The organism is Lentzea sp. NPDC037011 (assembly GCF_055607425.1).
Genome location: NZ_JBVJRT010000014.1, coordinates 118,966 through 142,521 on the forward strand (window position 1 = coordinate 118,966; position 23,556 = coordinate 142,521).

The window sequence follows — 23,556 nt, forward strand, 5'->3', positions numbered from 1 at the left end:
CCACACGGGTCGGTGCTGCGCTGACCTGATCGGCGCCACCGGCCCGGTGCTGGTGCGGATTCCCCCGATCGACACCCCCGCGGTGACGGCCGATCACGCGCCTGGACCGTCCCGCTGCCGGTGCGGGCGTCCGCACCAGGCACAATGAGGGCCGTGGGTGTCTCGGAGGGAGCTGTGGTGGGCCAGGGTCAGTTGCGCGGCGTGGTGGCACTCGACGGACCGTCGGGCACCGGCAAGTCCACCGTCGCGAAGCGCCTCGCGTCGGCGCTCGACGCGCGCTACCTCGACACCGGCTCGATGTACCGGGCGGTCACGGTCGCCGTGCTGCGCGCCGGCGTCGACCCGGCGGACGAGGCCGCCGTCGGCGGGGTCGCCGACGCCGCGGTGCTCATCGTCGGCACCGACCCGGAGCGGCCGGGCATCACGCTCGACGGCGACGACGTCTCCGCCGAGATCCGCGGCCCCGAGGTGACGCTCGCCGTGTCGCCGGTCTCCGCGACCAGGCACGTGCGCGAGCTGCTCGTCGCCCAGCAGCGGGCGATCATCGCGGACGCGGTCGACACCGTCGGCGGCATCGTGGTCGAGGGCCGCGACATCGGCACCGTCGTGTCGCCGGACGCCCCGCTCAAGGTGTACCTGACCGCGTCGGCGGACGCGCGGGCGCAGCGGCGCACCAAGCAGGACAACGCCGCCGGTCGCGTGTCCACTGTGGACGCCGTGCTGAAGGACGTGCAGCGCAGGGACACCTACGACTCGTCGCGCGCCGTGTCGCCGTTGAAGGCGGCCGACGACGCCGTCGAGTTCGACAACACCGACCTCGACCTCGCCGGCACCGTGCACGCGCTGCTGGACCTCGTCGAACGGCGCGGGCTGCGGGTGACCGGGTGAGCCATCCCGAGGGCACCGTGCCCTGGATGTTCGACTTCGGCCGCTGGATCGGGCGCGTGCCCTACGCGTGGCAGTTCCGGATTCGGGTGCGCGGCCTCGACCGCGTACCCTTGAGCGGCGGCGTGGTCGTCGTCGCCAACCACAGCTCGATGGCGGACGGCCCGATCCTGTTCGGGGTGCTGCCCCGGCGCGTGACGTTCCTGATCAAGCAGGAGATGTTCGCCAACGCCGTGGTGGGCCACCTGCTGCGCAAGATCGGCCAGATCCCGGTGAAGCGGGGAGAAGCCGATCGCACGGCGCTGACCAGCGCGTTGTCCGTCCTGCGGGCGGGCGGCGTGATCGGGGTCTTCCCCGAGGGCACGCGCGGGGACGGCGGCGTCACCAGCGCGCAGAACGGTGCGGCGTGGCTGGCCAAGACCTCCGGCGCGGTGGTGCTGCCGGTCGCCTGCCGGGGGACCTACCGGGCCACGGGCTGGCGTCCGCCGGTCGACGTGCTGATCGGTGAGCCGTTCCACCTCCCGGAAGGGAAGGGGCGGGCCGCACTGGGCGTTGCCACCGAGCAGGTGCGCGACCGCCTGGCGACACTGGTCGCCGAACTCGATGGACTTCGTGTGAGTGAGGTTGAAGGACGATGACGGACCTGGACGGCACCTGGGAGGACGAGGCCGACTGGTCAGCCTTCGACGACCTCTCCTCCGGCGAGGACGGCGAGTCGACTCCGCCGCAGCCGGTGCTCGCGGTGGTCGGGCGACCCAACGTCGGCAAGTCCACGCTGGTCAACCGCATCATCGGCCGCCGGGAGGCCGTGGTGCAGGACGTCCCGGGCGTGACGCGTGACCGCGTGACCTACGACGCGCTGTGGAACGGCCGCAAGTTCACCGTGGTCGACACGGGCGGCTGGGAGCCCGACGCGCAGGGCCTGCAGGCCGCCGTCGCCGCCCAGGCCGAGCTCGCGATGGCGACCGCCGACGTGATCCTCGTGGTCGTGGACGCCACGGTGGGCGCCACGGCGACCGAGGAAGCCGTCGCGAAGGTGCTGCGCCGGTCCAAGAAGCCGGTGATCCTCTGCGCGTCCAAGGTGGACGACGAGCGGCTGATGGCCGACATCGCGTCGCTGTGGTCGCTGGGCCTGGGCGAGCCGTTCCCGGTGTCGGGCCTGCACGGCCGCGGCTCCGGCGACCTGCTCGACGTGATCCTCGACCGGCTGCCCGAGACCCCGCGCGACGACTTCGGCGCCCGCAGCGGCGGCCCCCGGCGCGTGGCACTGGTCGGCAAGCCCAACGTCGGCAAGTCCTCCCTGCTCAACCGCCTGACCGGCGAGAACCGCTCGGTCGTCGACTCGGTCGCCGGCACCACCGTCGACCCGGTCGACTCGCTGGTCGAGCTCGACGGCGAGATCTGGCGGTTCGTCGACACCGCGGGCCTGCGCAAGCGGGTGAAGTTCGAGAGCGGCGCCGAGTACTACGCCTCGCTGCGCACCAAGTCCGCCATCGAGACCGCCGAGGTCGCGATCGTGCTGCTGGACTCGCACGAGCCGTTGTCCGAACAGGACCTCCGCGTGCTGACCATGGTCGTCGAGTCCGGCCGCGCGTGCGTGCTCGCGTTCAACAAGTGGGACCTCGTCGACGAGGACCGCCGCAACGAGATGGTCCGCGAGCTCGAACGCGGCCTGGTCCGCGTCCCGTGGGCCGACCGGGTCAACATCTCGGCCCTGACCGGCCGCGCCGTGCACAAGCTCGCCCCGGCCCTGCGCACCGCGCTGAACTCGTGGGACACCCGCGTCCCCACCGGCCGCCTCAACCAGTGGCTGACCGAGCTGATCGCCGCGACCCCGCCGCCCGTGCGCGGCGGCAAGCAGCCCAAGGTGCTGTTCGCGACCCAGGCCTCGACCCGCCCGCCGACGTTCGTGCTGTTCACGACCGGTTTCTTGGAGGCGGGCTACCGCCGGTTCATCGAGCGCAAGCTGCGTGAGGAATTCGGCTTCGAAGGCAGCCCGGTCCGCATCTCCGTGCGCGTGCGCGAGAAGAAGAAGGCCGGCGCGGGCAAGAAGTAGTTCCTCAACCCCACGGTTGCTCTTTGCCATGGGGTGCGGTTGGTTGGGTTCGTGGCCGTACGAGTGGTGCTTGCCGACGACGAGTCCCTGCTGCGGCGGGGCCTGAAGGTCCTGCTGGAGGCCGACGGCCGGGTGGAGGTGGTCGGTGAGGCCGCCGACGGCGCCGAGCTCGTCGAGGTCACGCTGACCCACCTGCCCGACGTGGTGCTGGTCGACGTGCAGATGCCGGGCGTCGACGGCCTGGAGGCCGTCCGGCGCCTGCGCACGTGGGCCACCCCACCCGCCATCGCCGTGCTGACCACGTTCGACCTGGACGACTACGTCGCCACGGCACTGGACCTGGGCGCCCAGGGCTTCCTGCTCAAGGACGCCGAACCCGACACCCTGGTCCGCGCCGTCGTCGACCTGGCAGCCGGCGGCGCGGTCCTGGACCCCCGCATCACCGCCCGCCTCCTCCCACGCCTGCGCGGCTTCCGCGCCAACCGCCGCCTGGACTCCCTCTCCGCCCGCGAACGCCAGGTCCTGGAGCTCCTCGCCGGCGGCCGCTCCAACCACGCCATCGCCGAGGAGCTCTGCCTCTCCGAGGCCACGGTGAAGAGCTACGTCTCCACCGTCCTGACCAAGCTGGGCGTCGAGAACCGGGTGCAGGCGGCCCTCGTCGCCCACCAGGTCGGTGTGTGGTGAAGCAGCTCCTGCGCGAGCTCCTGACCATCAGCACCACCACCGGCGTCGTGCTGCTGACCCAGGACCGCCCGTTCCCGTGGTCGCTCTGGACCGCCGTCCTCGCCGCACTGCTGCTCCCGGTGCGCCTGCGCTGGCCGTGGCTCGCTTCCCTGATCTGCGTCCCCGCAGTCGCCGGCGGCCTCGGCTGGGCCCCCGCACTCGTCGCCCAGTACCGCCTGGGCCGCGAGGAGAAGTCCGTCCCCGTCCAGCTCCTGTGGGTCGTCCTCCTGACCGCGGCCTCCGTCCTCCCCGCCGTGCTGACCGAAACCGTCCCCCTGGGCCCCCTCCTCCTGGCGACGGCGTTCTCCTTCGGCCTCTCCGCAGCCCCCACCGCACTCGGCGCCCTGGTCACCACCCGCAAGGACCTGACCCAGTCCCTCTACGAAACCCGCAGGGCCCGAGCAGCAGAACTGGAAGCCCTCGAAACCTCCGCCCGCGCCGCGGAACGCGCCCGCATAGCCCGCGAGATCCACGACGCCGTGGGCCACCACGCCACCCTCATCGCGGTGGAGTCCGCCGCCCTGGCCGCCACCGCCCCCGACGACACCGTCCGCGCCACCGCCCTCCGCCTCCGCGCCCTGGCAAAGGAGTCCCTCTCCGAGATGCGCACGGCCCTGGGCCTCCTGAACTCCGACACCACCTACCCCTCCCTGCAAGAACTGGTCGACCGCGCCCGCGTGGCCGGCGTCTCCGTGACCCTCACCGAAACCGGCGACGGTGTGACGACCCCAGCCGTGTCCAGAGCCCTCTTCCGCGTCGTCCAGGAGTCCCTGACCAACGTGACGAAACACGCCCCAGGCGCCCCCGTGACCGTGACCGTGGACCGCGGCTCCCCACTCCGCGTGACAGTCGTCAACGGCCCCAGCGACCTCCCCACCCAAGCCGACGGCGGCGGAGCCGGCCTCCACGGCCTGTCCGAACGAGTCCGCCTGGTGGGCGGCACCCTCACCACCTCCTACCGCGCCGACGGCGGCTTCAGCGTCACCGCCGTCCTCCCACCCGGCGCGCCGAAGGCCGACGACCGGAACTCGACTTTCGGCGGTGGCGCCCGCGACCCGGCCACCGCGTAGTTCTCCTCGTCGGTTGAGGATCGGGGGATCGGTCGGGCCGAGGGGACATGGCTTCGGGGCCCCGCCGCATATCCGCATCTCCGCAGGTCGTTGTGGGTGCGGGGGCCCGTTTTTGATCTCCGTTGGTGGTGTTGTAGGATTCTTCTTGCACGCCGGGGAACCGGGAGTGTGGCCGGGACGTGGCGCAGTTTGGTAGCGCACTTGACTGGGGGTCAAGGGGTCGCAGGTTCAAATCCTGTCGTCCCGACGGTCTGAATCAGCCCGCTGATTCTGGGTGAAAGCCCAGGTCAGCGGGCTTTTTCGTGCGCTCGAAACGATCTTCGCTTGATCGTCAATCTCATGATCAACAGGCGGATGAAGGAGTGAATAAGGAGCCGCTGGCTCCTTCATTTTGACTAACGTCAAGTGGGGTCGCCACGAACGGGTGAACTTGCCAAACGGTGCTGAATCGACGTGAACTGACCTGATCAGCCTCGAACTGAGCTGTCCCGCAGACCAGCATGTGTTGGTCTTGGCGCAGTTCAGGTTCATTGCGCGCAGGCCCATAATGCCTTGATGTCTGCAGCCGGCAGTGTCTGCCGACACACGAAGTGTGGCGGATCGTTCGGCGATGGCGACGTCCTGCGCGTACTGAGGCGTCTTGGAACAAGATCAAGGATGACGTCGACGCGCTCCTCGCTCGGACACAGCATGAAGGCGGGTACCTCGTCCAGACGTCAAATGCTGTGTACGCCCGGCCAGTCGCCTCCTCCTGTCCATTCGCCGGTGATGAGCCAGATCTCGTAGTGGTAAAGCCATTCGGCCGTCCATGGCAGGACAGTGTCGGCGATGGGCTTGTTCGATCGCCACTCGCCAGGTTCGTACAGGCAGAGCTTGTCACCGGAGTAGACATGCGGCAGTCCTGGCGCGCCTGGATGAAGGCGCAGGGCTGGTGCGAGGACCTCGACATCTGGATCGAAAGGCGGCTGCTGAGTGATCTTGACGGTGTAGCGCCGTGACAACGGCGTGGGCTGGAGTTCCACCACGCAGGTCAGTACACCGCGGCGGATGCGGCATCGGCAGCCAGTTACCGCTCTGCGGAGCCCCAGAGCCTGTTGCGCTGGCGAAAGAATCGCCCTACCGCTGCGTCGGACCATGGAAGTTGTGCCATTGGACGCGAGGGGCTGAGGTGTTTGCGATGGTGAGAGCTCCGGCGTTGCGGGCCATCCCGAGCTTGCCCGCGTCGCGGAGCTGCCTGGTCTCCAGTCCCATTCGTTGAGCGGACTTGCGGAGCAGTCCGAGGTCGAAGGCTTCGCCGAGGCGGTCCACGAGGTGGTCGAGGCCTTTGTCCGCGGAGTCGCCGGCGCCGTCGAGGGTGGTGGCGAGCGCGTCCAGCCACGAGAGGAACTTCTTGTGGCGCGCGGGGTACTCGTGCCACTTGTCGGCGAAGTTCTCCATCTCGTGGGCGGGGTTGCGCACCCACAGCCTGTCGCCGTCTTGAGTGATGTGCTTCGGCATGTTCCCGACGGCGTTGATGGTCGCGGTGAACAGGTCGGTCTCGCCGGAGTAGGCGTGCGCGGCGAGCGTGGTGATGATGATCGACGGCGTGCGGTCGTCGAGGTCGTCGGCGAAGTGGAGTGCGCAGTGCCACTTCATCACCTGCACCATGCGCTGAAGCGTGCTGCGCACGGTCCAGTTCGGGACGACAGGGACCCCGATCTCCTCGGCCTTGGCCTCCAGCGCGCGGAGCATCTCTGGGGACTGGCCGCGGAACCAGTCCGCGTAGCCCTTCGGGTTGCTGTGATGCCAAGGGCGCAGCTTCAGGTCGGTGACCAGGATGCTGGTCGGCGGGTACTCCTCGTCAGATACACACGGCACCACGTCGAGGTGGAATCCGTCGTAGGTCAGGGTCCAGCAGCGCCGGCTCTCGTTGATGGACAGGATGGGACTGTCGTCGGTGTCGTCGTCGGCCTTCTCCTGCTCGTAGACCTCGAGCATTTCGCCGACCTCGTCTTTGAGCTTCTCCTGGGTGGTGCTGGTCTTCTTGACTGCCTTGTGGCAGACGACGTCGATGTCGTACTCCCCGTCCTCGTTCGGAGGCCGCGTTACCGTGCCTAGGGTGAACGATCCCTGCGGGTAGACCGACCATAGATCGCCGCCCTGGTCGAGCAATGACCCGCCCACGTCCTCGTAGCAGCTAACGGTCTTGTCGCGCAGATCTTCGGGAATGTCGAGTTGCTCAACGGCTCCGGTGAGCAGCGTGGAGATGATGTCCTCTGTGGCGTCCGTCATGGACGTGGTGCTCCTTCGTGAAGGTCAAGCTTCGGTGCTGGTGGTGAAGAAGTAGCCGGGTGAGTTGGGGTCACGGTCGTAGATGTGCAGCGGCGGTTGCGCAGCGCGCAGGAGGTGCCGTCCGATGGCGATGGCCGCTGCAGGTGGCACCGCCGGGAAGATCGGGATGGCCGGAGCACCTGGGTGATCGACCTCGATGGTGGACAGCAGGGTCCGCCAGGCCTGGGAGAATTGGTCCAGTGCCGCCTGAGTGGTGATCAGTTCTGGGGTGGGCAGCGTTGCAGTGGGGCGCAGCTCGTAGATCGTGTGGGACTCGAGCACTTCGGACGGGAGCCGGTTGATGTCGATACTTCCGGAGATCGAGCACAGAACTGCGACGCGTGAGGGGTCGTTGCCGGCCCGGAGGAGCTCCGAACTGAAGCGGACTGGTGCGCCGAGGTCGTCGAAACCCCACACAGTCTTGCCTTCGCGGCGCTTCGGGTAGATGTCGACCTGCAGCATCTTGTCGAGGTAGGTCCCCAGCAGTACCAAGACCGGGATCCGAGCCAACGCGAACACCGATACGTGGTTGACCACCTCCTTGCGCACCTGCGTGCACAAGTGCGTCAAACGATCTTCCAAGTGGCTACGGGCGGCGGCCCAGTACGCCGGGCTGCTGGTCGGTTCGCCGGGGATCGCGCGGAGGTCGATTTCGAATTCGTCGGCGCCCCGCAGGATCCAGTCTGGAAAACGGTTATTGGCCAGCAGCGCGGTCGTCACGCTGGAAGAGTTGAGTTCGACCGGCCTGCCGTGGATGTTCCCGACCACCCGCAAGACAGTCGTGCGGTTCTCGTGCCCGAGGCCCGTCAACCTGCGGATACGTTCCTCGTGGCTGCGCTTCATCGCGCGCAGCGTGTCCACGTCGAACACCTCCCACAAGCTCTTGTGGTCGATGACGCGATGCTGGTCGTGGCACAGCAACATGAGGTTCTCTGCCGAGTTGCGTTGCTCAACAGGGAGTTCGTGGTCCCCGCGTGGTGAACCAGGAGCCGTGGACCAGCCGACGATGTGCGCCAACTGTCCGATGGAGACCTCTTGTCCGGTGACGTTGTCCGCCAACAGGTACCGGTTGCAGATGGAGCACCGCCCTCCGGCGGCGACCCACACCTGTCGGGCCACGGCCTCGGGAACAGTGCGGGTCTCTCCTTTCGGGCCAACCGCCTTCGTCGCGGCGCCGCTGGGCATCGAGCTTCTACCTCTCGATCGATCTGTTCATGCGTTGACGGCGCTGTTTGACAAGCGACTCCGGACCGCCACGTACTGGCGACACCGATGCGGTGCACGCCTACAAGGCATGCACCGCCCAGGCTCACTTGCGGTCGCGCGGCGGGTTCGGGTCATTGCCGGGAGCGATGGTGTCGGAGTCGCGGATGCGGCCATCACGGCCGTGAATCCGCAGTTCCCCGCCGCCAGCGTTGCTGACGATCTCCCTGCCGCGGGTGATGGCGTCGGCCTGCGTCTCGTGGTGACTACTCGAGCGCTGCGCGTCGGGCTTCCTGACGTCCTAGCCCCCGTCAGGGTTCGGCACGACGTGCCGGTTGGTGCTGCTCATCCCAATCTCCTTACTTCCGGACTGCCTGGCGGCTCCGCCACGTCCACAGTGTATCATCGGTTTCACTGTACACGATGAAAGCGATGGGCCTGAGGTTGGCTTCCGAAGGTTCGTAGATCTCGAGGAGACTGGAGGTATGGAGCTGATCCTCATGGGGGACAAGCCGTTGGCGACTGCTGCCATTTTGGGCTTCGATACCAGTCCCGAGGCCTTGGTGATCGACGCGAGGGAGATCGGCTTCGTCTGTCCGTTGGACCTAGCCGGCATGCTCGCCATCGAGCACTGGGCCTCGGCGGCGGCGATTCCCGTGACTCTCCTTCTGCCCCGAGAGCCAGATACTGCTTCCTACTTCCAGCGGATGGACGTACTGCGCCGAGTGTCTCCGCGTACCCGCATCATGGGGCGCATCCCGCCTGAGAAGCGGGCAGATCTGCGGCATCGTCTCCTTGAAGTTTCACCGCTCACGAAGGCCACTGTGGATGACCTGGCAGAGAAGGTCGGAAGCCTCATCACCACGCACTACCCGCGCACCGCGGGGCCGACTGTTGCGGGAGCATGCAACGAACTGCTGGACAACGCCGTCGAGCATGGCGCGAGCAGTGAAGGAGCCTTCATCGCCGCGCAGACGTACACGGGTGTGACGACCAAACAACCGCGGCTGGAACTCGCCGTCTGCGACAACGGCGTTGGAGTCCTACGTCATCTTCGGCAGAATCCGGCACACCAGCATCTCAACGCCGATGTGCACGCGTTGGAGGAAGCCTTGAGAAACGGCGTTACGGGCACTTCGGATGCACGAGGCAACGGCCTCGGTGACCTCATCGACGGCGCGCGGAAGCATGGCACGATCCGCTTCCATATCCGTTCCGGTGCAGGTGAGATCACCGTCACTGCCGATGGTCAGCGGCGGAAGGTCTTGCCTGGCAGCCGTCCGGACCAAACCAAAGGCACCTGGGCGTGGCTATCCCACGAACTTCCGCAACACCGGTAAGGATGGTTCAATCGGTACAATGAAACCGGAGAAACCATGATGCGAGCAGTCGTCTTCAACGTTGTCCAGCTCGGGGAGTTCCCCGCAACGCGTAGCAAGGCACGTGATGGTCGCAACCGGCTTGAGGACATTCTGGCAGGCAAGACGGGAGTTGACCTCACCATCGACTTCACTGGTGTAACGGCGATGACGATCAGCTTCGCAGACGAGTTCCTCGGCAAGTTTCTCACTTCTCTCGACGCTACAAGTCAGGAACTCACACTCAAGGTCACCGGCCTGAACACCGAGAACGCTGAGGCGGTCACCATCTGCCTTGAGCGACGGGAAGCTCAAGTGGTCGTCCTCGACAGCGGTGGGAACCTCAAGCTCGATGGAGCGCCGCCGCTCCCCGAGACGTTCGACACGGCGGTGGAGCTAGGGGAGTTCAAGGCGAACGATCTTGCTCAACGACTGAATATCAGTCCCCAGAATGCCAACAACCGGCTGAAGCGTCTCGCGACTGTAGGCGCACTCCGTAAGACCCGCACCATCGGTGCTTCACGCGGAGGGAAAGAGTTCTCTTATGCCGCCGTCACCGCACGCGTCCCTGACACAGATGGCCTTTCAATGGAAGTGCCGCTAACCCACAGCTGACAAGGCCGCACTTCTAAGATGATTTTCGTAGATGGCGAGCAGCGGGACAAGAGGGACGCCGCCCCGGCGCACTCGTCGTCCGAATGCGCCGGGGTGTAGCGACGAAGAGGGAGTGAGGTCGAGCTGGAGGATGAAGCCAGTGCATCAGACTGGCAGTGTGAGGGTCAGGGGTTCGAGTCCCCTCAGCTCCACAATTGGATACAGCATGAGAATCGCCCGCTGACCTGCATAAACAGGTTCGGCGGGCGATCTTGCTTTTCCGTCCCAAGTGGACGGTTGTATGCCTAACTGGAGCAAAACTGGAGCACGGTCCCGAACCTGGCGAAATAGGGTCACGGAGCTGCTCCAGAATCGGTCATCCGGTCGGGTGGTTGTCCACAAGACTTTCGTTCGCCTGCTGACGTGTCGGCGTTGGCGTCTGGTACGTCGGCCGTGCTGCGCACGATGTAGGCGATGCACCGCGTTTTAGTGGGCCGGCGCGTGCGGGATCGCGGCGGCCGGATCGCTGCCGCCTGTCGGGTCGTGAAGGTCCGGACTGAACGAGGCGCTGCCGTTCGGTCATCACGCTGCGGCAGGTACAAGTCGTGCCCGAAGGTGGCGGCTGGCTTGTTCCCATCGTTGTGGTGCCCTCGGCGGGAGTACCAAAGGATGGGAACAGGGCTGACCAGCGGGTTCGTGTCGGCAGCCTGGTTGTGGAGTCGAGTTTCAGATTGTCCACCCCCGAGTAGCACCCGATGGGACGGGCCCCGGCCCGTCCCGCGTGTGTGCATTGGACGTGAGTCCAGCGCTGCCCTATAGGCGTCGGGGGAAGCGACGTTGCCGGACTGGAAGTCGAGGTGTCGCGACGACCGTGGTGATGGTCAACGCGATGGCGCGAACGACTCGATCGTCGGCAACCATCCCTACGTCAACAATCTCCCGCTCTCCATCCCGAACCTGTCCACCACCAGGAACGCGTTGCCCAGCTCGTTGAGCGTCAGCTCCAGCCGCCAGAAGTCCACCTCGTCAGCCTCATTGGCGTAGGGCCGTAGGCCCCGTGCCAACCTGCCGCTGCGCCACTCGGCGAAGTCCTCGGTGACGAAGCTGTCACCCTCGTTGTCGTAGATGACGCACTCGGCCTCGTACTGGTCGTACTCCGCGTCGTCGTACGTTTCCTCATGCACCCGCACGTGCGCCCAGGCGAATAGCCGCGGCACCACCTCGGCGTAGCTCGCCATGCCGAGAAACACGCCCCAACTGGCCAGCTCTTCGGGATTCTCGCCGTCCTCGTGGTCCACGCCCAGCGAGATAGAGCCGCGTCCTGAAGTCTTGTTGATCCACTCCTCGATATCCACCACCGGTCGTTTGCCGCTGGCGAGCAGCTCCATCCACGACTTCGCGAGCTGTAGCTGGCGGATTCGCAGGACGTATGGGTCGCCCTCGGCTGCCTCGCGCAGTCTGTCCGCCGCGCTTGCGTCCAGTACCTGGGCTTCCGGAACCAGCAGCTTCCAGCCGCCCGCGGATGTTTCTTGGAGCGTCTGGCGGTTCACCAATTGCCAGTGGCACCGCTTGGTCTCCGGGTGGTAGAGCACAACAGCCACCGGCAGGGAGTGGTTGAGCCAGTAGGCCACGTGCTCAGCATCAGGTCGGAACCACCAGCCCGTCGGCGCGGTCTTCCGGAACCAGCTCTTCCCACTCTTGATCTGCAGGGCCAGCAGTCGTCCGCGCACGTCTTCGCCGTCGACAACCTCGGCATGCGCATCAATGCCGTAGTCCTCAGTGGGCTGCTCGCGGAACAACCAGCCCAGCTCGTCCTGGATGGCGGACTGAGTGTGTGTCACCCCCTCGCTTGCGACCTTCGCAGAGGGCTTGCGTCGCATTAAGACATCTCCCCACTGATGGATTGTCACCTGAACGTGCCAGAACAGCCCTCAACCGACGGGAACGGAACCGCGCTGACCTGCAAGAGTGTTGTTTTCGCAGGTCAGCGCAGCCTCAGTAGCTTAGTGTCCGCCGAGGTACTCGTGCGTCTCGGCGAACGGCCCGTCGGTCAGCGCCGGCTTGCCGTCGCGCACCCGCACGATTGTCGCAGTGTTGACGGGCTTCAACGGGTCGCCCGCCACGAACGCAACCGCGTCGCCGCCGCTCGTCGGTGAACGCGTTGACGCGCGTCAGGATCTCCTCGAACCGCTGGTTACCGTGCTGCGGGCGGTCCTCGCAGTTGTAGATCAGGAACATGTAGTACACACCGCGTGCCCTCCAGTCGTCGTCCGGATGACGAACGAGACCTCTGAAGTCGGCATTCGAGCATGTTGTGTTCCTCACGGGGAGGCGAGCGGCCTCCATCCGGGTGGGGTCGCGTTGGGCTTTCGCGCGGGTGTCCGGCAAGCAACTCGCTGTGACGTTTGGACGGTGCCTGGCGATAGACCCCTAGCCGCTCACCGAGGATCTGGGGGTTTGATGCTGCTCGCCGCGAAGGTGCTGGCCGCGCTCGGTCGAGTGACTCGCGCATGCCGCACCCCTGATCCAGCCAAGCCGGTTTCGGCGTGGATCAGGTTGCTGTCCACGTGGCTCGACCACGGTGAGAAGAACTGGAAGAAACTCCCCAAGGATCTCGCTCTGGAGATCGTCGAGCTTGACGGTTACTTCGCCGGGCTCTGCTTCGCTACCGAACGGAACATCGGCAGCGCTGGGATCGCCATGGCCAAAGCGGCCACGAGGCGGATGTACAGGGACATGAGTCGTGCACGAACCCCGTTGCCGAAAGACATGCCGATGGGGCGCACGTATGAAGTGCTTGGACGTATCTACTTGCGCTTCGGTGACTGGGAACTGGCAACGGACGGGTTCGGCCACGCGGCGATGTTCTACGGCGGTGTGGACCGCGGCATGAGGGCGTACAGCATTGCTATCCTCTGTCAGCTGATAAAGGAGGATTATAAATCCGCCGCCGAACTTCTTGAGGGCTTGGGAGAGGGAACGGGCTACAGGCGTTACTTCCTGAGGATCGCCAGAACACTCGCCGATCCCACTGCGGACGTCCGCGGCGAACTCGACAGTGTTCATGCCACCCGCCGAATGGGCCGTAGCGTGCACGGGTACCTCGTGTCCCTCGTGGTTGGTCGCCTCACCCGTGACGGGCACCTGGACGAGGCGTACGAGGTGCTCGAAGAGGCTTGGCTCTACTTGGATAAGCCGAAAGCGGACGCCTGGGTGCTGGCGGACCTCCGGCAGCGGCGATCCGTGTTGTTGCTGAAGCTTGGGCAGCTGGTTGAAAGCAGGGACGAGGCGCTCGTGGCGTGGCAGTTCCTCGACTCCGTCCGGTATCAGGCTTGTTCGCATACTCAGCGTCAAGCCGCGTGGCGTTACTGCGCGCCAGCGCGCTACGTCGCCTTGCGGACATCGATGGAACTCGCCGATACCACCGCTATCGGTGTGCTGATCGAGAACTGCCGTCTCCAGTCAGTCATCTCCGCTGTGGTCGAGGTCGAGGAGAGCGAGAAAATCCCCGAGAGGGTCAACGTCGACCCTCTCGGGGATTTTGTTCTTTTCCAGAAGTCGGAAGTCGCGGAAAAGGAGTCTCAGCAGAAGGGCAGCGGAGCCGAACTTCATGCGGGGAGCACCTTGTTCGCGGCGTTGAACGACGCCTTCAACGCGACACGCTTACTCACGCCCGTTCCAGTGACCTCTGAGAACTTGACGTTGCCGCCAGGCGTCTTCTGGTCCACGCAGATCGAGCAGGGGGTGCTCTTCTGGTTTCTCGCCGTGGACGGTGAAGGCATCGCGGCCGGCATGTCCGACCTGAACGAGCACGAGAACCTGCAACCAGTGCTCCGTGCCTTGGCAGGCTACTCTGAGGCGTCCGAACCTCAGTGGTGGAGCCTGCCGACCTACATTCCACAGCCGGGCGACTACTACGAACCCGTGCAGCACCTCGCGGAATGGAAATCGCCGGAAGAGCAGATCATCTCGTCAACCGTCGGCCGACTGCTCCCCTCACCGCTGGTGGGCATGCTGCAGCGGTCATCTGTCGACAAGCCATTGCGGTTGACGATCTCAGCTGCCCGTGAACTCGCCTCGGTACTCTGGCCGATCGCGGTTATACCGGATACCGACGACAGGCTGGTCGAGCGGGCGATACTGCGCATGTGGACGTCGAGCACGATCGAGAGCGTTCGCAGGGCGCGACGCTTCGAGGTGTTGCCCACGACTGTTCCGTTCCTCTTGTCCTGCGAAAACCCTGACGGCACACTCCGCGAACGCGCTACCGCCTCCACCGCAGACCCCGCGCGGATGGAACTGCACGGCACAGAGGCGACCAAGGATGCGATTCTCGAGGCCTTGCACGAAATCGGCCCTGGCACACCTGGACTCTTCTTCTACTCAGGGCACGCCAGGCACGACGTCGATCCCTCCTACTCGACTCTCCCGCTTTCTGGGGCGGACTATCTGCATGCGGGCGAGTTCTTCGGCGCGCTCGATGATGGAACGCCGTTCTTGCCCATGCCGACTCACGTGATCCTCTCCTGCTGCTCCAGTTCGAGCAGTGCGATGCTCGGGGGCGAGACCATCGGTCTTGCTGCCGGCATCATCAAGTCGGGTGGGAACCAGGTGATCGCGACCGGGGTCGACGTCTTCGACGCCCCGTTCACGCAGGCGCTGGACGACGTGCTTGTCGCGGAGTTGCTCGCCCCGTGGGCCGATGCGGCGACACGCCTGCGCGGTGTCCAGTTGAGGATGCTGACCGAGTGGAAGGTCTACTCGCTGCGCGGCGGGATCGGATATACCGAGGACATCAAAGATCCTCACCCCATCATCTGGGCCGCATACCAAGCCTTCTGACAAGGGAACTCATGATTCGCATCGAAGTGTCGCGCGAGCTCGCGGATGAACTGGTCGTCGAAGGTCTCGCCATCCGTCCTGGCACACGGAGCTCAACGGCTCAGCTGATGATTACTGGGGCCACCGCGGCTGCTACGACGATCAGTCTGCTGCAAGCACCCGATACGTTCAGCAGACTGGCTGCGATGATCAAGAGGAAGTTCGTAAAGGCGAAGGGCGTGACCCTGAAGGTCAGCGGTAAGCGCGGAGCCATCGACGTCGTCGTGACACCCGAGACGGATGTCGAGACGCTGGCGAAGATGATCAAAGAGGGGCTTGTCGGCGACCTGGAGTGACTCGGCGCCGCAGGGGAGCGAACAAGCTCGCGCAAAGGCAGCGTGGGGCAGGCGTTTGGGACTACGCCTGCCCCATGTCGTACGGCGAGGCGAGCGCCTCCGTTGGGGTGAGCCGCGACGCCCTCACGGCCGGTTGCGAGTCCTGTCCGTGTCGACGGTGTGTCATATGATGAACAGGTAGCATGAAGGTCGGCAGTATGCAGGCGATCATCTACGGGATGGGCCCGGTTCACCACCGGGGTCGCCACCGTGCGGGAGATACTGGTGTCGAGGCCAGCCGTGAACGATCTTTGTTCACCAGTAGCTCAAGGGTAGAGCGCCCGCTCCTTACCTGGTCGCAGAGGCTCGTCCCTGCGATAGTTCTGCGGTTGTCATGGCCAGCGCACGATAGTAGGTGTCGGCGTGAGCCCGCAGTCGTTGTTGCATCCGTTCGTCACGGCCGCGCGCTGCACTATCCGAGTCGGAGCCCGGTACCCCTGGTCTCGAGCCGTTGAATCGCCTTCGGCCGTGCTTCGAGCTGTCTCGGTAGTCTCGAGCGATCAGCTCTGCCCATTGTTGTCTCGTCAGGCTTCTGGTGACTCGTTCATTGATCTCGTGTGCCGACTGCTTCGTGATGGCCAACGTGGCGAGCACCTCCATCCAGCTGAGGCTGGGAAGCGCTCCTGCCGCCGAGTACGTGAAGGGTCGACCCGCCAGGTCTGACCAGCGCTTCTTCGCCGCCTTGTCCAGGTTCGTCCACGCGAGGATCAACTTGCGGTCCACCTTGCCCGCGCCGTGCATGATGGTGTTGCGCAGCGCGACGCAGAACTTCATCAGCTGATCGGCTGTCGTTGGGCTTTCGCCGAAGCGAACCGCCTTGGCCAGGTCGGGCACCATCCACCTGTCCGGCGGGGCGCCGTTCGAGGGAGGCGTCACCAAACCGGGGTGGCGCAGACACTCTTCCACGGTTTCAACGCACAGTTCGATGTGCAGGGCCACGACTTGGGGGATCGCCAGGAAGGCGATGTCAGTGCTAGCTGTCTGGAAGATGAGCTCCGCGGCGTCTGCGGACACGTCCAGTCGCTCGGCATGTGCGACGCCGGCGAGTACCTGTCCGACCTTGCCGAATCCCTTGGCCTCGCTCATCTTCATCTCAGCTAGGCGCGTGCCAATCACTAACGCCACCAGGCTGTTGTTGGTCCGCTTCTGCATCCCTTGCCACGAACGAAATGCGGGGTACTGGATCAACGAGTCTCCAAAACATCGTGCGCTGTAAGAATCGGCGGAGATCTCGCAGTTCGCGCGCTATCCATGCAACTGGCAGACCCGGACATAAGGGTCAGGTTCAGGCTGCATCTTTGAGGATCTTCCGCTGGACCTCAAGGTAGCGCTGCAAGTCCTCGACGGGAGCGTTCGTCGAAGTCAGGGGCGACGAAGGCGACTCGTCCAGACTGAACGAGTTCGCCTCAGCCAATCGCCTCGTGTAGTCGAGGACGGTGTCGGCCAGGGGCCCACACCGTTCAGCTGAGAAGCTGCCTGGCACATCGCCGTTCTCGTAGTACGCCTTGACCGCGCGAAGATCGGTGATGAGTCGGTCGAGGACGTCGGCATCAAGGCGCTGATCGCGGACAGCGTCAAGGTAGGCGCGCAGTGAGCCGTCGCAGTTCTGGACGCACTCCGGTAGCGCACGCTTCCGCGTGCGGGCGATCGCGACGGCCACAGAGGCCGCCCCGACCATAGCCAGAGCGGCAAGCCCTGCGATAACAACTGGTCTCGCATTCTTCCTGATCACCCGACCTGCAGCTTCGACCGCTTCCTCGGTCCGACTGGGATCGAAGCTTTCCTTGAGGTGAGCCACGATGCGTCCAGCAGGGTTGCGCACGACACCGCCGTGGAGGATCAGGTCGCCGGTGAGCAGACGCGCCCAGATCTCTGACGGAACTTCGAAGGGGATCTGAACGATCACTCGCGGTCCTTGGCTGTACTGGTGGTGATGCTGCCAAATCAAATGCTAGCCCCGATCACCGACCGCTCCGAGGGCTGACCATGAGCTGCTCGAACTGGTCCAAGGTGCGGCACCGGGTAGTGGACATGTGCAAGGTGTTGCGGCGCCGGGGCATCATCGCCCGGATCGCCCATCGACGGCGGCATTCTCGCTGTCGGTTGGTGAGCTCGGTACGCGTCGCCGCCCTGGCCGGACCTCGGGCGGGAGTACCAAAGGATGGGAACAGGGCTGACCAGTGGTTTTGTACCGGCAGCCTGGTGGTGGAGTCATCGTTCGGCCTATCCGCGCCCGAGTAGCGCCTGGACGGGTCGCTCGGACCCGTCCCCACGGCAGGCGATCCCTCTCCAGCTGAGCGACCGTCGGACTGCCTCAACCAGCCAGGAAGGCCGGCAGGGTCGGAAGTTCCCGGCTCTCGAGGTCTTGCGGGAGCCACTCTGGCTCTGTGTCGTGCGTAGGCTATGACGCCTGCGACGTCGCGGTGGACACGGCCAAGGAACTTCAGTGGCACGTGTGTGTCGGCACCTGGTGGCGGTTCAGAAAGTCTTGTAGGGCAGCGATGCTTCCTTCGGGTACTGCGAGGATGAGGAGCCTGCGTGCTCGGGTGACCGCAACGTAGAGGACACGGAGTTCTTCCTGTTCCTCGGCGGTCGTAACGTTGCCTGTACGCCATCGTGTGATCAGGTCGTCGTCGGGCAGGAGCACGCATACGGCGTCGGCTTCGTCGCCTTTCGCCTGGTGCACTGTGGTGAGGCGTGTCGTCGGGTGCTGTGGTGCCCGCTGGCAGACGGAGGCGATCTTGCTGCGCAGCAGGCCCTTGCCACCGCCCGGTGCTGCCCCGCTCGGACGCCACCACGCTTTGAGGCGGGCGTTCACCTCGCCCGCCCATGTTGCCGATGGGATGGGAAGTTCCTGCAGGAAGGCGTAGGAGTGGCGCCGTAGCACGGCAGGCGACAGCCCGACGGTGCGGCAGATCCGCGTGACGCTGCCGGTCTGCTTGGGATACCAGTATCCCAAGAGGACCTGTTCGGCCTGTTGGCATGCTTGATCGAGCTCGGTTGCCTTGGTTGTACCGGATTGCAGGCATTGGTATGCACGAGCGAGGCGAGTGATCGTGTTGCTGTCGGGCTCCGCGCGGCGAAGGGCCGGTGGAAGCAGAGCGTGTTTACGAGCCAGTACAAGTACCGAGGGACTCGTGATCTCCGACTCGTGGTGGCGCTCGGCCAACTCGACGACCAACTCGACGAGGTCCTGTCCAGTGCGGCTCTGTGCCACCTTGCCAGCCTTGCCGAACTTGGCGGGAACGAGGTGGACAGCGGGTCCGCTGGTGCGGACCACGCTGATGTCCGGAGGGCGGTTTCCGGTGCGTAGGGTTGTGGCCAGCGCGCAGATCGGAGGTGCGCTACGCCGGTTGCCCGTCAGAGTGGTTCGGCTGCCGAGCGTGGTCCGCATGTTAAGCAGTCGGGCCGGATCAGCTTGATTCCAGCCGTAAATCGCCTGGTCGGGGTCGGCGACGATGACCAGGAGGACACCGTGGACGCGGAGTATCTCGAGGATGGCAAGGTCGGCGACCGAGCAGTCCTGTGCCTCGTCGACGATCACTTCCGTGAAGCGTGAGCGCAACGGAACCGCCACGCGATGTGGATCGGTGCGTAGGGCGCGTAGGGCAGCGATACGGGCTTCGTGGCCGGTGAAGTAGCCACGTTCGCGCCACAGGTCTCGACACTCGAGCACGGCCTGCTTCCAGCGTGCCCACGGGTACGGCGAGCCGGACATGGTTCTCGCGGCGCTGCTCTTCTCTCCCGGTTTCTCGACATCTTCTCGAATGGTGTCGGGATCGAGGATGAAGGTGAAGGCGGCCAGGGGCACGGCGCGGGTTCCCAGCTTCACCTCGGCCTTGGGCAGCTGCGCCCACGACTCCAGCAGTTGTGGTGGCTGGGGCAATTCGAGGTACGGGGATACGAGGAACTGCCAGACGAATCCGTCGAGAGTGCCGATGTAGTGAGGAAACTGGGCCAGTTCCGGGTGTCCTTCGGTGATGCACCGGGCCTTCATCTGGTCGCGAGCGGTGCGCGTAAACGACACCAGGGCTCGTCCACCACGGAGTGCACCCGCCGGACGTTGCAGATGGCGGGAGACGATCACATGCGTCTTACCGGCACCCGGACACGCCTGCATGAACAGGGGTGCGTCGGCGTCGATCGCGTGCAGCTGTTCGGCTTGGGCGTGTTCGATGGCCAGGCTCACTCGATCGGTGCCTGTTCCTCGGCGGCCGTGATGTACTTGATCGCCTCTTGCAGGTAGCCAGGGATGGTGAAGGGCCGCTCAGGTTGCCGAGTAAGGATGTCGGCCAGTTCCTGTGCGAAACGCGGCTTCGACACCTTTGTTCCCTTCGCCGGCTTACCCCCGTCATCGGGGTTCTTATCCGGATCGAACAAGCCCCAGAACGCTCGGGATGGATCATCCGATCCGAGGATCGTGTCCCAACGCTGTTGGGACTGGGGATGACAGGCGAGGAACGCGTCGTGGAGGACGTCCTCGTTGCCGGGCTGCCATAGTTGTGGTTCGAGTGACCGTTCACCTGCGAAGACACCCAGCCGCTCACGACCGTGCCGCTCTGCTTCTGCGTCGTAGCTGACAATCCGCTGCGGGTCGTCTTCCCCGGCTGCCCGATCGGTGTCCGTGATCAAGGCGATGCGTTGGGCGATACGAGCATCCCCCACGGGGGTCAACAGCAACTTCAGGTAGGTCGGGAACCCGACGCCCTCGACCAGCAGCATGGTCGTGCCGTGGAAGCGTTCCCACGCTTGACGGGCGCCAAGTACGTCCGTGGGCTCCGCATCGTCGGACGTGGCAAGAACGCGCTCGGCGAACGCCGGCAGCAAGAGGGCTTCTGACAGTCCCTCGACGAGGATCGCCCGCGGAGCATAGAGCAGGGCGTTACGGGTCACGTCGAGAAGCCGGTCGAGATGGCGGATTTCCTTGTCTTTCAAGCCCAGCGCACCAACGGCCACCGCTCGCCCTTCCCATCGCCGGGTTTCCGGGTGGCGTCGACGAGTCATCACGACGATGTCGCGGACGCTGACCGCTGCCGAGAGCACCGGGGAGTGGGTGGTCACCACGACCTGGAGATGCCCGGCAGGGACCGTCGGGTCGGCCTTACGGCCACCGTTCTCGCTGGTCGTGAGTCGTGAGTCGTTGGCCCGTCGGCGGAGGTGTCGCAGCAGGAGGGTCTGTAGTTGTGGATGAAGGTGGGCTTCGGGTTCCTCGACCAGCAGTACCGTCAGGTCGGTGTCCTTCAACGCACGTAGTTCGGCCAGGACGGTGGCGATATACAGGGCGTTCGCGTAGCCCAAGCCCGATGAGGTGAGCGGCCCGAGGGTCCCCGGTGCGTCGCCCAGCATCATTTGCAGGGTGCGGGCGATCGAGGCGAGGCTGGGGTCGGTGATCTGAAATCCGGCTTGCTGCGGATGGGCGCCGGCGGTGAACTCTTCGAGCGGTGTGTTGATCTCTTCCTGCAACCGGGTGATGATGTTGTTGTCGATGATGCCGTTGAGCGCTTTCTGAGCCTGGTCGAGAAACGTCGATGTGGCTTCCTGACCGCCGAGTAGCCCACTGAGGATCGCGCGGATCCTTCCGGCGGAAGCACCACCCAGGTCCTGGACGGCGTCGCGGAGCGGCTTGAGGTAGACGTGCCGGATCCCGCTGCGTAGAGCTGGATCTGCGCAGGGGATGTCCGCGCCCCGGAACCAGCCCGTGGTGCCCCGCCGCTGACCGTCGGCAGACCGCTGGTATTCGAGACCCCAGCGTGCGTGGAACACACCGGGCGAGTCTGACTCCGGCACCCGTCCCTCGATGTAGGTGCCCGACTGTCCGCTGGCGATGTCGGCGAGGGTGACGCCGAGGCGAGCGGTGAGCTCACCGGCGGTGATCTCGGTATCGGTGGGCCACGGGACTCTGCCGTTGTCCAACGGTTCGGTTAGTACTCGCAAGGCATCGATCACTGTGCTCTTGCCGGCGTTGTTTTCTCCCGCCAGCACCGTGAGGTCCGGACGGAGCGTGACAGTCACGTCGCGGCACGATCGGTAGTTGCTCGCGTGAACCTGCGAGATGTGCATGTCCCGCCTTCAATGCAGGTGAGTTGTCGTGAGATGTGCATCCGAGCAGCTCGGCGGATCGTTACCCGGTGTCACGAAAGGGGTGAGCGCCGAGGTCCTGTTACGGCACCAATCGAAGCGCCGGTCGATCGGAGCCCAGCCCCAGAAGCTCGTGAACCCGTTCGACGGGCCAGGCGAGTTCGGAGGCAAGACTTGTGAGACTCGCCCCGTGCTGTGTCGCCAACTCGAAGGCTTGTGCCAACAGCACGGGCTTCTCGCCGGGATAGCGTGCGATGGGCTCGTCGACGAACAGTTCCTGGGCTTTCAGCTGGTTGAGGCGTTGGTAGGCGCGGCTGGCCGTGGGGGCGGAGAACAAGCCCAGTTCGCGGCAGCGGTAGAGCAACGATTTCACCGACACCCCCCATGCGGTCTGCAGGCGTGCCAGCACGGTGAAGTCCACACGAGACGGAAGCTCCGGTGCGATGCTGGCTCGCGGGGTGAGGAACTCCGCGGCGAAGGCGTCGGCTTCTCGCTCGTGCTGCTGATCGCCGGGCGCGGTGTCACCGTGCAGAACCAGGTGGCCAAGTTCGTGCGCCGCGCTGAACCGGTACCAGTAGACGTCGTCGGCGCGGTCCGGGGTCAACACGATCAAAGGCCGGGGAAGTTGAGACGTGGAGAACGCCGCGATCCGCGCGGCTTCGGCGCGCTCGAACGGCAGCATTGCCACCACGATGCCGCGCGACTCCATCAGCCGGACCAGGTGGGCGATCGGCCCCTGCCCGAGCCCCCAGTAGCCGCGCAGTTGCTGGGCCGCCCGAACAGGATCGGCTGGCGGGCCGTCTGTCGACATGACCTCGCCGCCCGCGAAACCAGGCAGGTCGACAATGGGAAGTTGCACCCACCGCTCCAACGCGTGGGTCAACTCCCACACCTGAGAGGCAAAGGCGACCGCCTTGTCCCGCTGAAACATCCTCGTCGATCGCAAGCTGCGGAAATGCGTGCCGGAGGCGTCCAGTTGCGCGTTGGGTCGGCCGGCGGCGAAGAACGCCACCGGCACGTCCAGCACCTCGGCAAGGCGCAGGAGCACGTCCGGGCGAGGACGAGCCACCCCCGCCTCGTATTGACCGACGGCCGCCGGGGTGACCCGCAAGTCGTCGGCAACGTCTTTTTTGGTCAACCCCTTGAGCTGACGGGCCTGGGTCAACCGGGCGGGGTCGAACGCACTCGCGACATCGGCTGGGGTCGGTGGCGATGACGCGTCCGATTGGAGCAGGAAGAGCTGTGGCTGATCAGTCTTGGTCATTGTCCTGGATGTGGGCCTCGTCGGTGCGGCGCTCGGTCTGCGGAGGCACGTCCAGCTTCCTGTCGCCGGAAGGGCGCGGCCCGAAGGTGAGCCCCGGCTCCTCGGCCGCGTCGAAACGCGGCACGCCGCTGCCTTGGCCAGTCGCGCTCAATCCCTCGCCGTGTGCCGCGATACCGGCCAGTCCTGCGGAGATCAGCGGCAGTGACGTGTGCTCACCCCAGAGCAGCTCGCCATCACCGACGTGCTCGGCCCTGCCCCACTCGATATTCATCACGCCAGCCTCCAGATTGCAGGCATAGGCGATCACGATCAGCTCCGTGCCGTCCCCAAGTTGGGGGAACACCTCGTAGTCCTCGGGCAGATCGAAGTCGGCCCACGACTCGTCCAGGTACGGGTGCGGTCGTTCCACCTCGGTCGCGTGCGCGCCGAACAGCCGCTGCCGCTGCCCGGACACCGGCACCGGAAGACGGGCGTTCTCCACCGGGACACCGGACCGGTCTGCGTACTTGAGCGGGAACAACACCTTGCCCGCCAGAACGGGAAGCTCGTAGCCCCCGAACTTCGCCACCTTCGCCCCGTCGATCGACATCACCGCAGCCACCAGCTCCTCGTGCTGGCACTCCCACAGCGTCGTTCCGTAGACCCGCAGTTTCGTCGACCGCGCGGCATCGTGACCGGCGCGCGCTCGCGTGTGCGCGACCGCGAGCGCGGCGGGGATACGCTCACGCAGCACTTCGACGTGCTCGCCGAAGGCGTCGGCCGCCCAGTCGGACCGTTGTACGGATCTCATGTCGCCGCT

The 23,556-nt window shown here is 65.5% G+C and carries 20 protein-coding genes, 1 tRNA gene and 1 pseudogene; 10 read left to right on the top strand and 12 right to left on the bottom strand.

Annotated elements, in window-relative coordinates; translation table 11 throughout:
• Window positions 1-144: 144 nt before the first annotated feature.
• The 6 genes from cmk (at window position 145) to ACZ7CH_RS34950 (ending at window position 4,981) form a co-directional block, all read left to right on the top strand.
• Window positions 145-888: a (d)CMP kinase gene (cmk, locus tag ACZ7CH_RS34925; RefSeq protein ID WP_470375863.1), complete on the top strand. Its 744-nt coding sequence runs from the start codon at window positions 145-147 to the stop codon at window positions 886-888.
• The gene (locus ACZ7CH_RS34930) at window positions 885-1,523 is read left to right on the top strand and encodes a lysophospholipid acyltransferase family protein (protein ID WP_360398901.1); all 639 of its coding nucleotides are present in this window, start codon (window positions 885-887) and stop codon (window positions 1,521-1,523) included. The genes cmk and ACZ7CH_RS34930 overlap by 4 nt, the downstream gene beginning before the upstream one ends.
• Window positions 1,520-2,941 carry a ribosome biogenesis GTPase Der gene (gene der, locus ACZ7CH_RS34935; protein WP_360398898.1) on the top strand — a complete coding sequence of 474 codons (1,422 nt, stop codon included), beginning with the start codon at window positions 1,520-1,522 and terminating at the stop codon, window positions 2,939-2,941. Before ACZ7CH_RS34930 ends, der begins: the two co-directional genes overlap by 4 nt.
• A 51-nt stretch (window positions 2,942-2,992) precedes the next feature.
• Window positions 2,993-3,625, top strand: coding sequence for a response regulator transcription factor (locus ACZ7CH_RS34940; protein ID WP_360398895.1), 633 nt, complete (start codon window positions 2,993-2,995; stop codon window positions 3,623-3,625).
• Window positions 3,619-4,734, top strand: coding sequence for a sensor histidine kinase (locus tag ACZ7CH_RS34945; RefSeq protein ID WP_470375864.1), 1,116 nt, complete (start codon window positions 3,619-3,621; stop codon window positions 4,732-4,734). Before ACZ7CH_RS34940 ends, ACZ7CH_RS34945 begins: the two co-directional genes overlap by 7 nt.
• A 173-nt stretch (window positions 4,735-4,907) precedes the next feature.
• Window positions 4,908-4,981 (top strand) — tRNA-Pro (locus tag ACZ7CH_RS34950).
• A 469-nt stretch (window positions 4,982-5,450) separates the two neighbouring features.
• Here ACZ7CH_RS34950 and ACZ7CH_RS34955 read toward each other — a convergent pair.
• The 4 genes and pseudogenes from ACZ7CH_RS34955 to ACZ7CH_RS34970 all read right to left on the bottom strand — a co-directional run.
• On the bottom strand, window positions 5,451-5,870 hold the full coding sequence (locus ACZ7CH_RS34955) for a type II CBASS E2 protein (RefSeq protein ID WP_470375865.1): 420 nt from the start codon (window positions 5,868-5,870) through the stop codon (window positions 5,451-5,453).
• Window positions 5,851-7,005: a nucleotidyltransferase domain-containing protein gene (locus ACZ7CH_RS34960; RefSeq protein WP_470375866.1), complete on the bottom strand. Its 1,155-nt coding sequence runs from the start codon at window positions 7,003-7,005 to the stop codon at window positions 5,851-5,853. Before ACZ7CH_RS34960 ends, ACZ7CH_RS34955 begins: the two co-directional genes overlap by 20 nt.
• 24 nt (window positions 7,006-7,029) lie before the next feature.
• Window positions 7,030-8,229 (bottom strand): SAVED domain-containing protein, encoded by a 1,200-nt coding sequence (locus ACZ7CH_RS34965; RefSeq protein WP_470375867.1) that lies wholly within the window; start codon window positions 8,227-8,229, stop codon window positions 7,030-7,032.
• Between the two features lie 124 nt (window positions 8,230-8,353).
• Window positions 8,354-8,533 (bottom strand): annotated as a pseudogene (locus ACZ7CH_RS34970) (DUF2188 domain-containing protein); the annotation flags it as partial.
• Between the two features lie 199 nt (window positions 8,534-8,732).
• On the opposite strand from ACZ7CH_RS34970, the gene ACZ7CH_RS34975 reads away from it, so the two are divergent.
• Both ACZ7CH_RS34975 and ACZ7CH_RS34980 read left to right on the top strand, forming a co-directional pair.
• A complete protein-coding gene (locus tag ACZ7CH_RS34975) occupies window positions 8,733-9,587 on the top strand; it encodes a hypothetical protein (RefSeq protein WP_470375868.1) in 855 nt (284 codons plus the stop codon).
• A gap of 36 nt (window positions 9,588-9,623) precedes the next feature.
• Window positions 9,624-10,220 (top strand): STAS-like domain-containing protein, encoded by a 597-nt coding sequence (locus tag ACZ7CH_RS34980; RefSeq protein ID WP_470375869.1) that lies wholly within the window; start codon window positions 9,624-9,626, stop codon window positions 10,218-10,220.
• Window positions 10,221-11,122: 902 nt separating this feature from the next.
• Here the strand turns inward: ACZ7CH_RS34980 and ACZ7CH_RS34985 are convergent.
• Both ACZ7CH_RS34985 and ACZ7CH_RS34990 read right to left on the bottom strand, forming a co-directional pair.
• Window positions 11,123-12,079, bottom strand: a complete 957-nt coding sequence (locus tag ACZ7CH_RS34985) for a DUF4365 domain-containing protein (RefSeq protein ID WP_470375870.1) — start codon at window positions 12,077-12,079, stop codon at window positions 11,123-11,125.
• Between the two features lie 123 nt (window positions 12,080-12,202).
• Window positions 12,203-12,322 (bottom strand): YciI family protein, encoded by a 120-nt coding sequence (locus ACZ7CH_RS34990; RefSeq protein ID WP_470375871.1) that lies wholly within the window; start codon window positions 12,320-12,322, stop codon window positions 12,203-12,205.
• A 337-nt stretch (window positions 12,323-12,659) separates the two neighbouring features.
• Between ACZ7CH_RS34990 and ACZ7CH_RS34995 the strand changes: the two genes are divergently transcribed.
• Both ACZ7CH_RS34995 and ACZ7CH_RS35000 read left to right on the top strand, forming a co-directional pair.
• A complete protein-coding gene (locus tag ACZ7CH_RS34995) occupies window positions 12,660-15,041 on the top strand; it encodes a CHAT domain-containing protein (RefSeq protein WP_470375872.1) in 2,382 nt (793 codons plus the stop codon).
• An 11-nt stretch (window positions 15,042-15,052) separates the two neighbouring features.
• Window positions 15,053-15,376: a hypothetical protein gene (locus tag ACZ7CH_RS35000; RefSeq protein WP_470375873.1), complete on the top strand. Its 324-nt coding sequence runs from the start codon at window positions 15,053-15,055 to the stop codon at window positions 15,374-15,376.
• A 327-nt stretch (window positions 15,377-15,703) separates the two neighbouring features.
• On the opposite strand, the gene ACZ7CH_RS35005 is transcribed toward ACZ7CH_RS35000, so the two are convergent.
• The 6 genes from ACZ7CH_RS35005 to ACZ7CH_RS35030 all read right to left on the bottom strand — a co-directional run bounded on the left by ACZ7CH_RS35005 (window position 15,704) and on the right by ACZ7CH_RS35030 (window position 23,547).
• The gene (locus ACZ7CH_RS35005; RefSeq protein WP_470375874.1) at window positions 15,704-16,603 is read right to left on the bottom strand and encodes a hypothetical protein; all 900 of its coding nucleotides are present in this window, start codon (window positions 16,601-16,603) and stop codon (window positions 15,704-15,706) included.
• Window positions 16,604-16,700: 97 nt separating this feature from the next.
• Window positions 16,701-17,321, bottom strand: a complete 621-nt coding sequence (locus ACZ7CH_RS35010; RefSeq protein ID WP_470375875.1) for a hypothetical protein — start codon at window positions 17,319-17,321, stop codon at window positions 16,701-16,703.
• Between the two features lie 537 nt (window positions 17,322-17,858).
• Entirely contained in the window at window positions 17,859-19,604 is a 1,746-nt protein-coding gene (locus ACZ7CH_RS35015) for a UvrD-helicase domain-containing protein (protein ID WP_470375876.1), read from the bottom strand.
• Window positions 19,601-21,475, bottom strand: a complete 1,875-nt coding sequence (locus tag ACZ7CH_RS35020) for an ATP-dependent nuclease (RefSeq protein ID WP_470375877.1) — start codon at window positions 21,473-21,475, stop codon at window positions 19,601-19,603. The genes ACZ7CH_RS35015 and ACZ7CH_RS35020 overlap by 4 nt, the downstream gene beginning before the upstream one ends.
• 100 nt (window positions 21,476-21,575) lie before the next feature.
• A complete protein-coding gene (locus ACZ7CH_RS35025) occupies window positions 21,576-22,757 on the bottom strand; it encodes a helix-turn-helix domain-containing protein (RefSeq protein WP_470375878.1) in 1,182 nt (393 codons plus the stop codon).
• Window positions 22,744-23,547, bottom strand: a complete 804-nt coding sequence (locus ACZ7CH_RS35030) for a hypothetical protein (protein ID WP_470375879.1) — start codon at window positions 23,545-23,547, stop codon at window positions 22,744-22,746. Before ACZ7CH_RS35030 ends, ACZ7CH_RS35025 begins: the two co-directional genes overlap by 14 nt.
• Between the last annotated feature and the right edge of the window lie 9 nt (window positions 23,548-23,556).

Coding starts and splice junctions, on each gene's coding strand:
- ACZ7CH_RS34980 (WP_470375869.1), top strand. CDS start 9,624: ATGATGCGAGCAGTCGTCTTCAACGTTGTCCAGCTCGGGGAGTTCCCC.
- ACZ7CH_RS34985 (WP_470375870.1), bottom strand. CDS start 12,079: ATGCGACGCAAGCCCTCTGCGAAGGTCGCAAGCGAGGGGGTGACACAC.
- der (WP_360398898.1), top strand. CDS start 1,520: ATGACGGACCTGGACGGCACCTGGGAGGACGAGGCCGACTGGTCAGCC.
- ACZ7CH_RS35025 (WP_470375878.1), bottom strand. CDS start 22,757: ATGACCAAGACTGATCAGCCACAGCTCTTCCTGCTCCAATCGGACGCG.
- cmk (WP_470375863.1), top strand. CDS start 145: ATGAGGGCCGTGGGTGTCTCGGAGGGAGCTGTGGTGGGCCAGGGTCAG.
- ACZ7CH_RS34965 (WP_470375867.1), bottom strand. CDS start 8,229: ATGCCCAGCGGCGCCGCGACGAAGGCGGTTGGCCCGAAAGGAGAGACC.
- ACZ7CH_RS34960 (WP_470375866.1), bottom strand. CDS start 7,005: ATGACGGACGCCACAGAGGACATCATCTCCACGCTGCTCACCGGAGCC.
- ACZ7CH_RS35020 (WP_470375877.1), bottom strand. CDS start 21,475: ATGCACATCTCGCAGGTTCACGCGAGCAACTACCGATCGTGCCGCGAC.
- ACZ7CH_RS34995 (WP_470375872.1), top strand. CDS start 12,660: ATGCTGCTCGCCGCGAAGGTGCTGGCCGCGCTCGGTCGAGTGACTCGC.
- ACZ7CH_RS34975 (WP_470375868.1), top strand. CDS start 8,733: ATGGAGCTGATCCTCATGGGGGACAAGCCGTTGGCGACTGCTGCCATT.
- ACZ7CH_RS35000 (WP_470375873.1), top strand. CDS start 15,053: ATGATTCGCATCGAAGTGTCGCGCGAGCTCGCGGATGAACTGGTCGTC.
- ACZ7CH_RS34955 (WP_470375865.1), bottom strand. CDS start 5,870: ATGGTCCGACGCAGCGGTAGGGCGATTCTTTCGCCAGCGCAACAGGCT.
- ACZ7CH_RS35030 (WP_470375879.1), bottom strand. CDS start 23,547: ATGAGATCCGTACAACGGTCCGACTGGGCGGCCGACGCCTTCGGCGAG.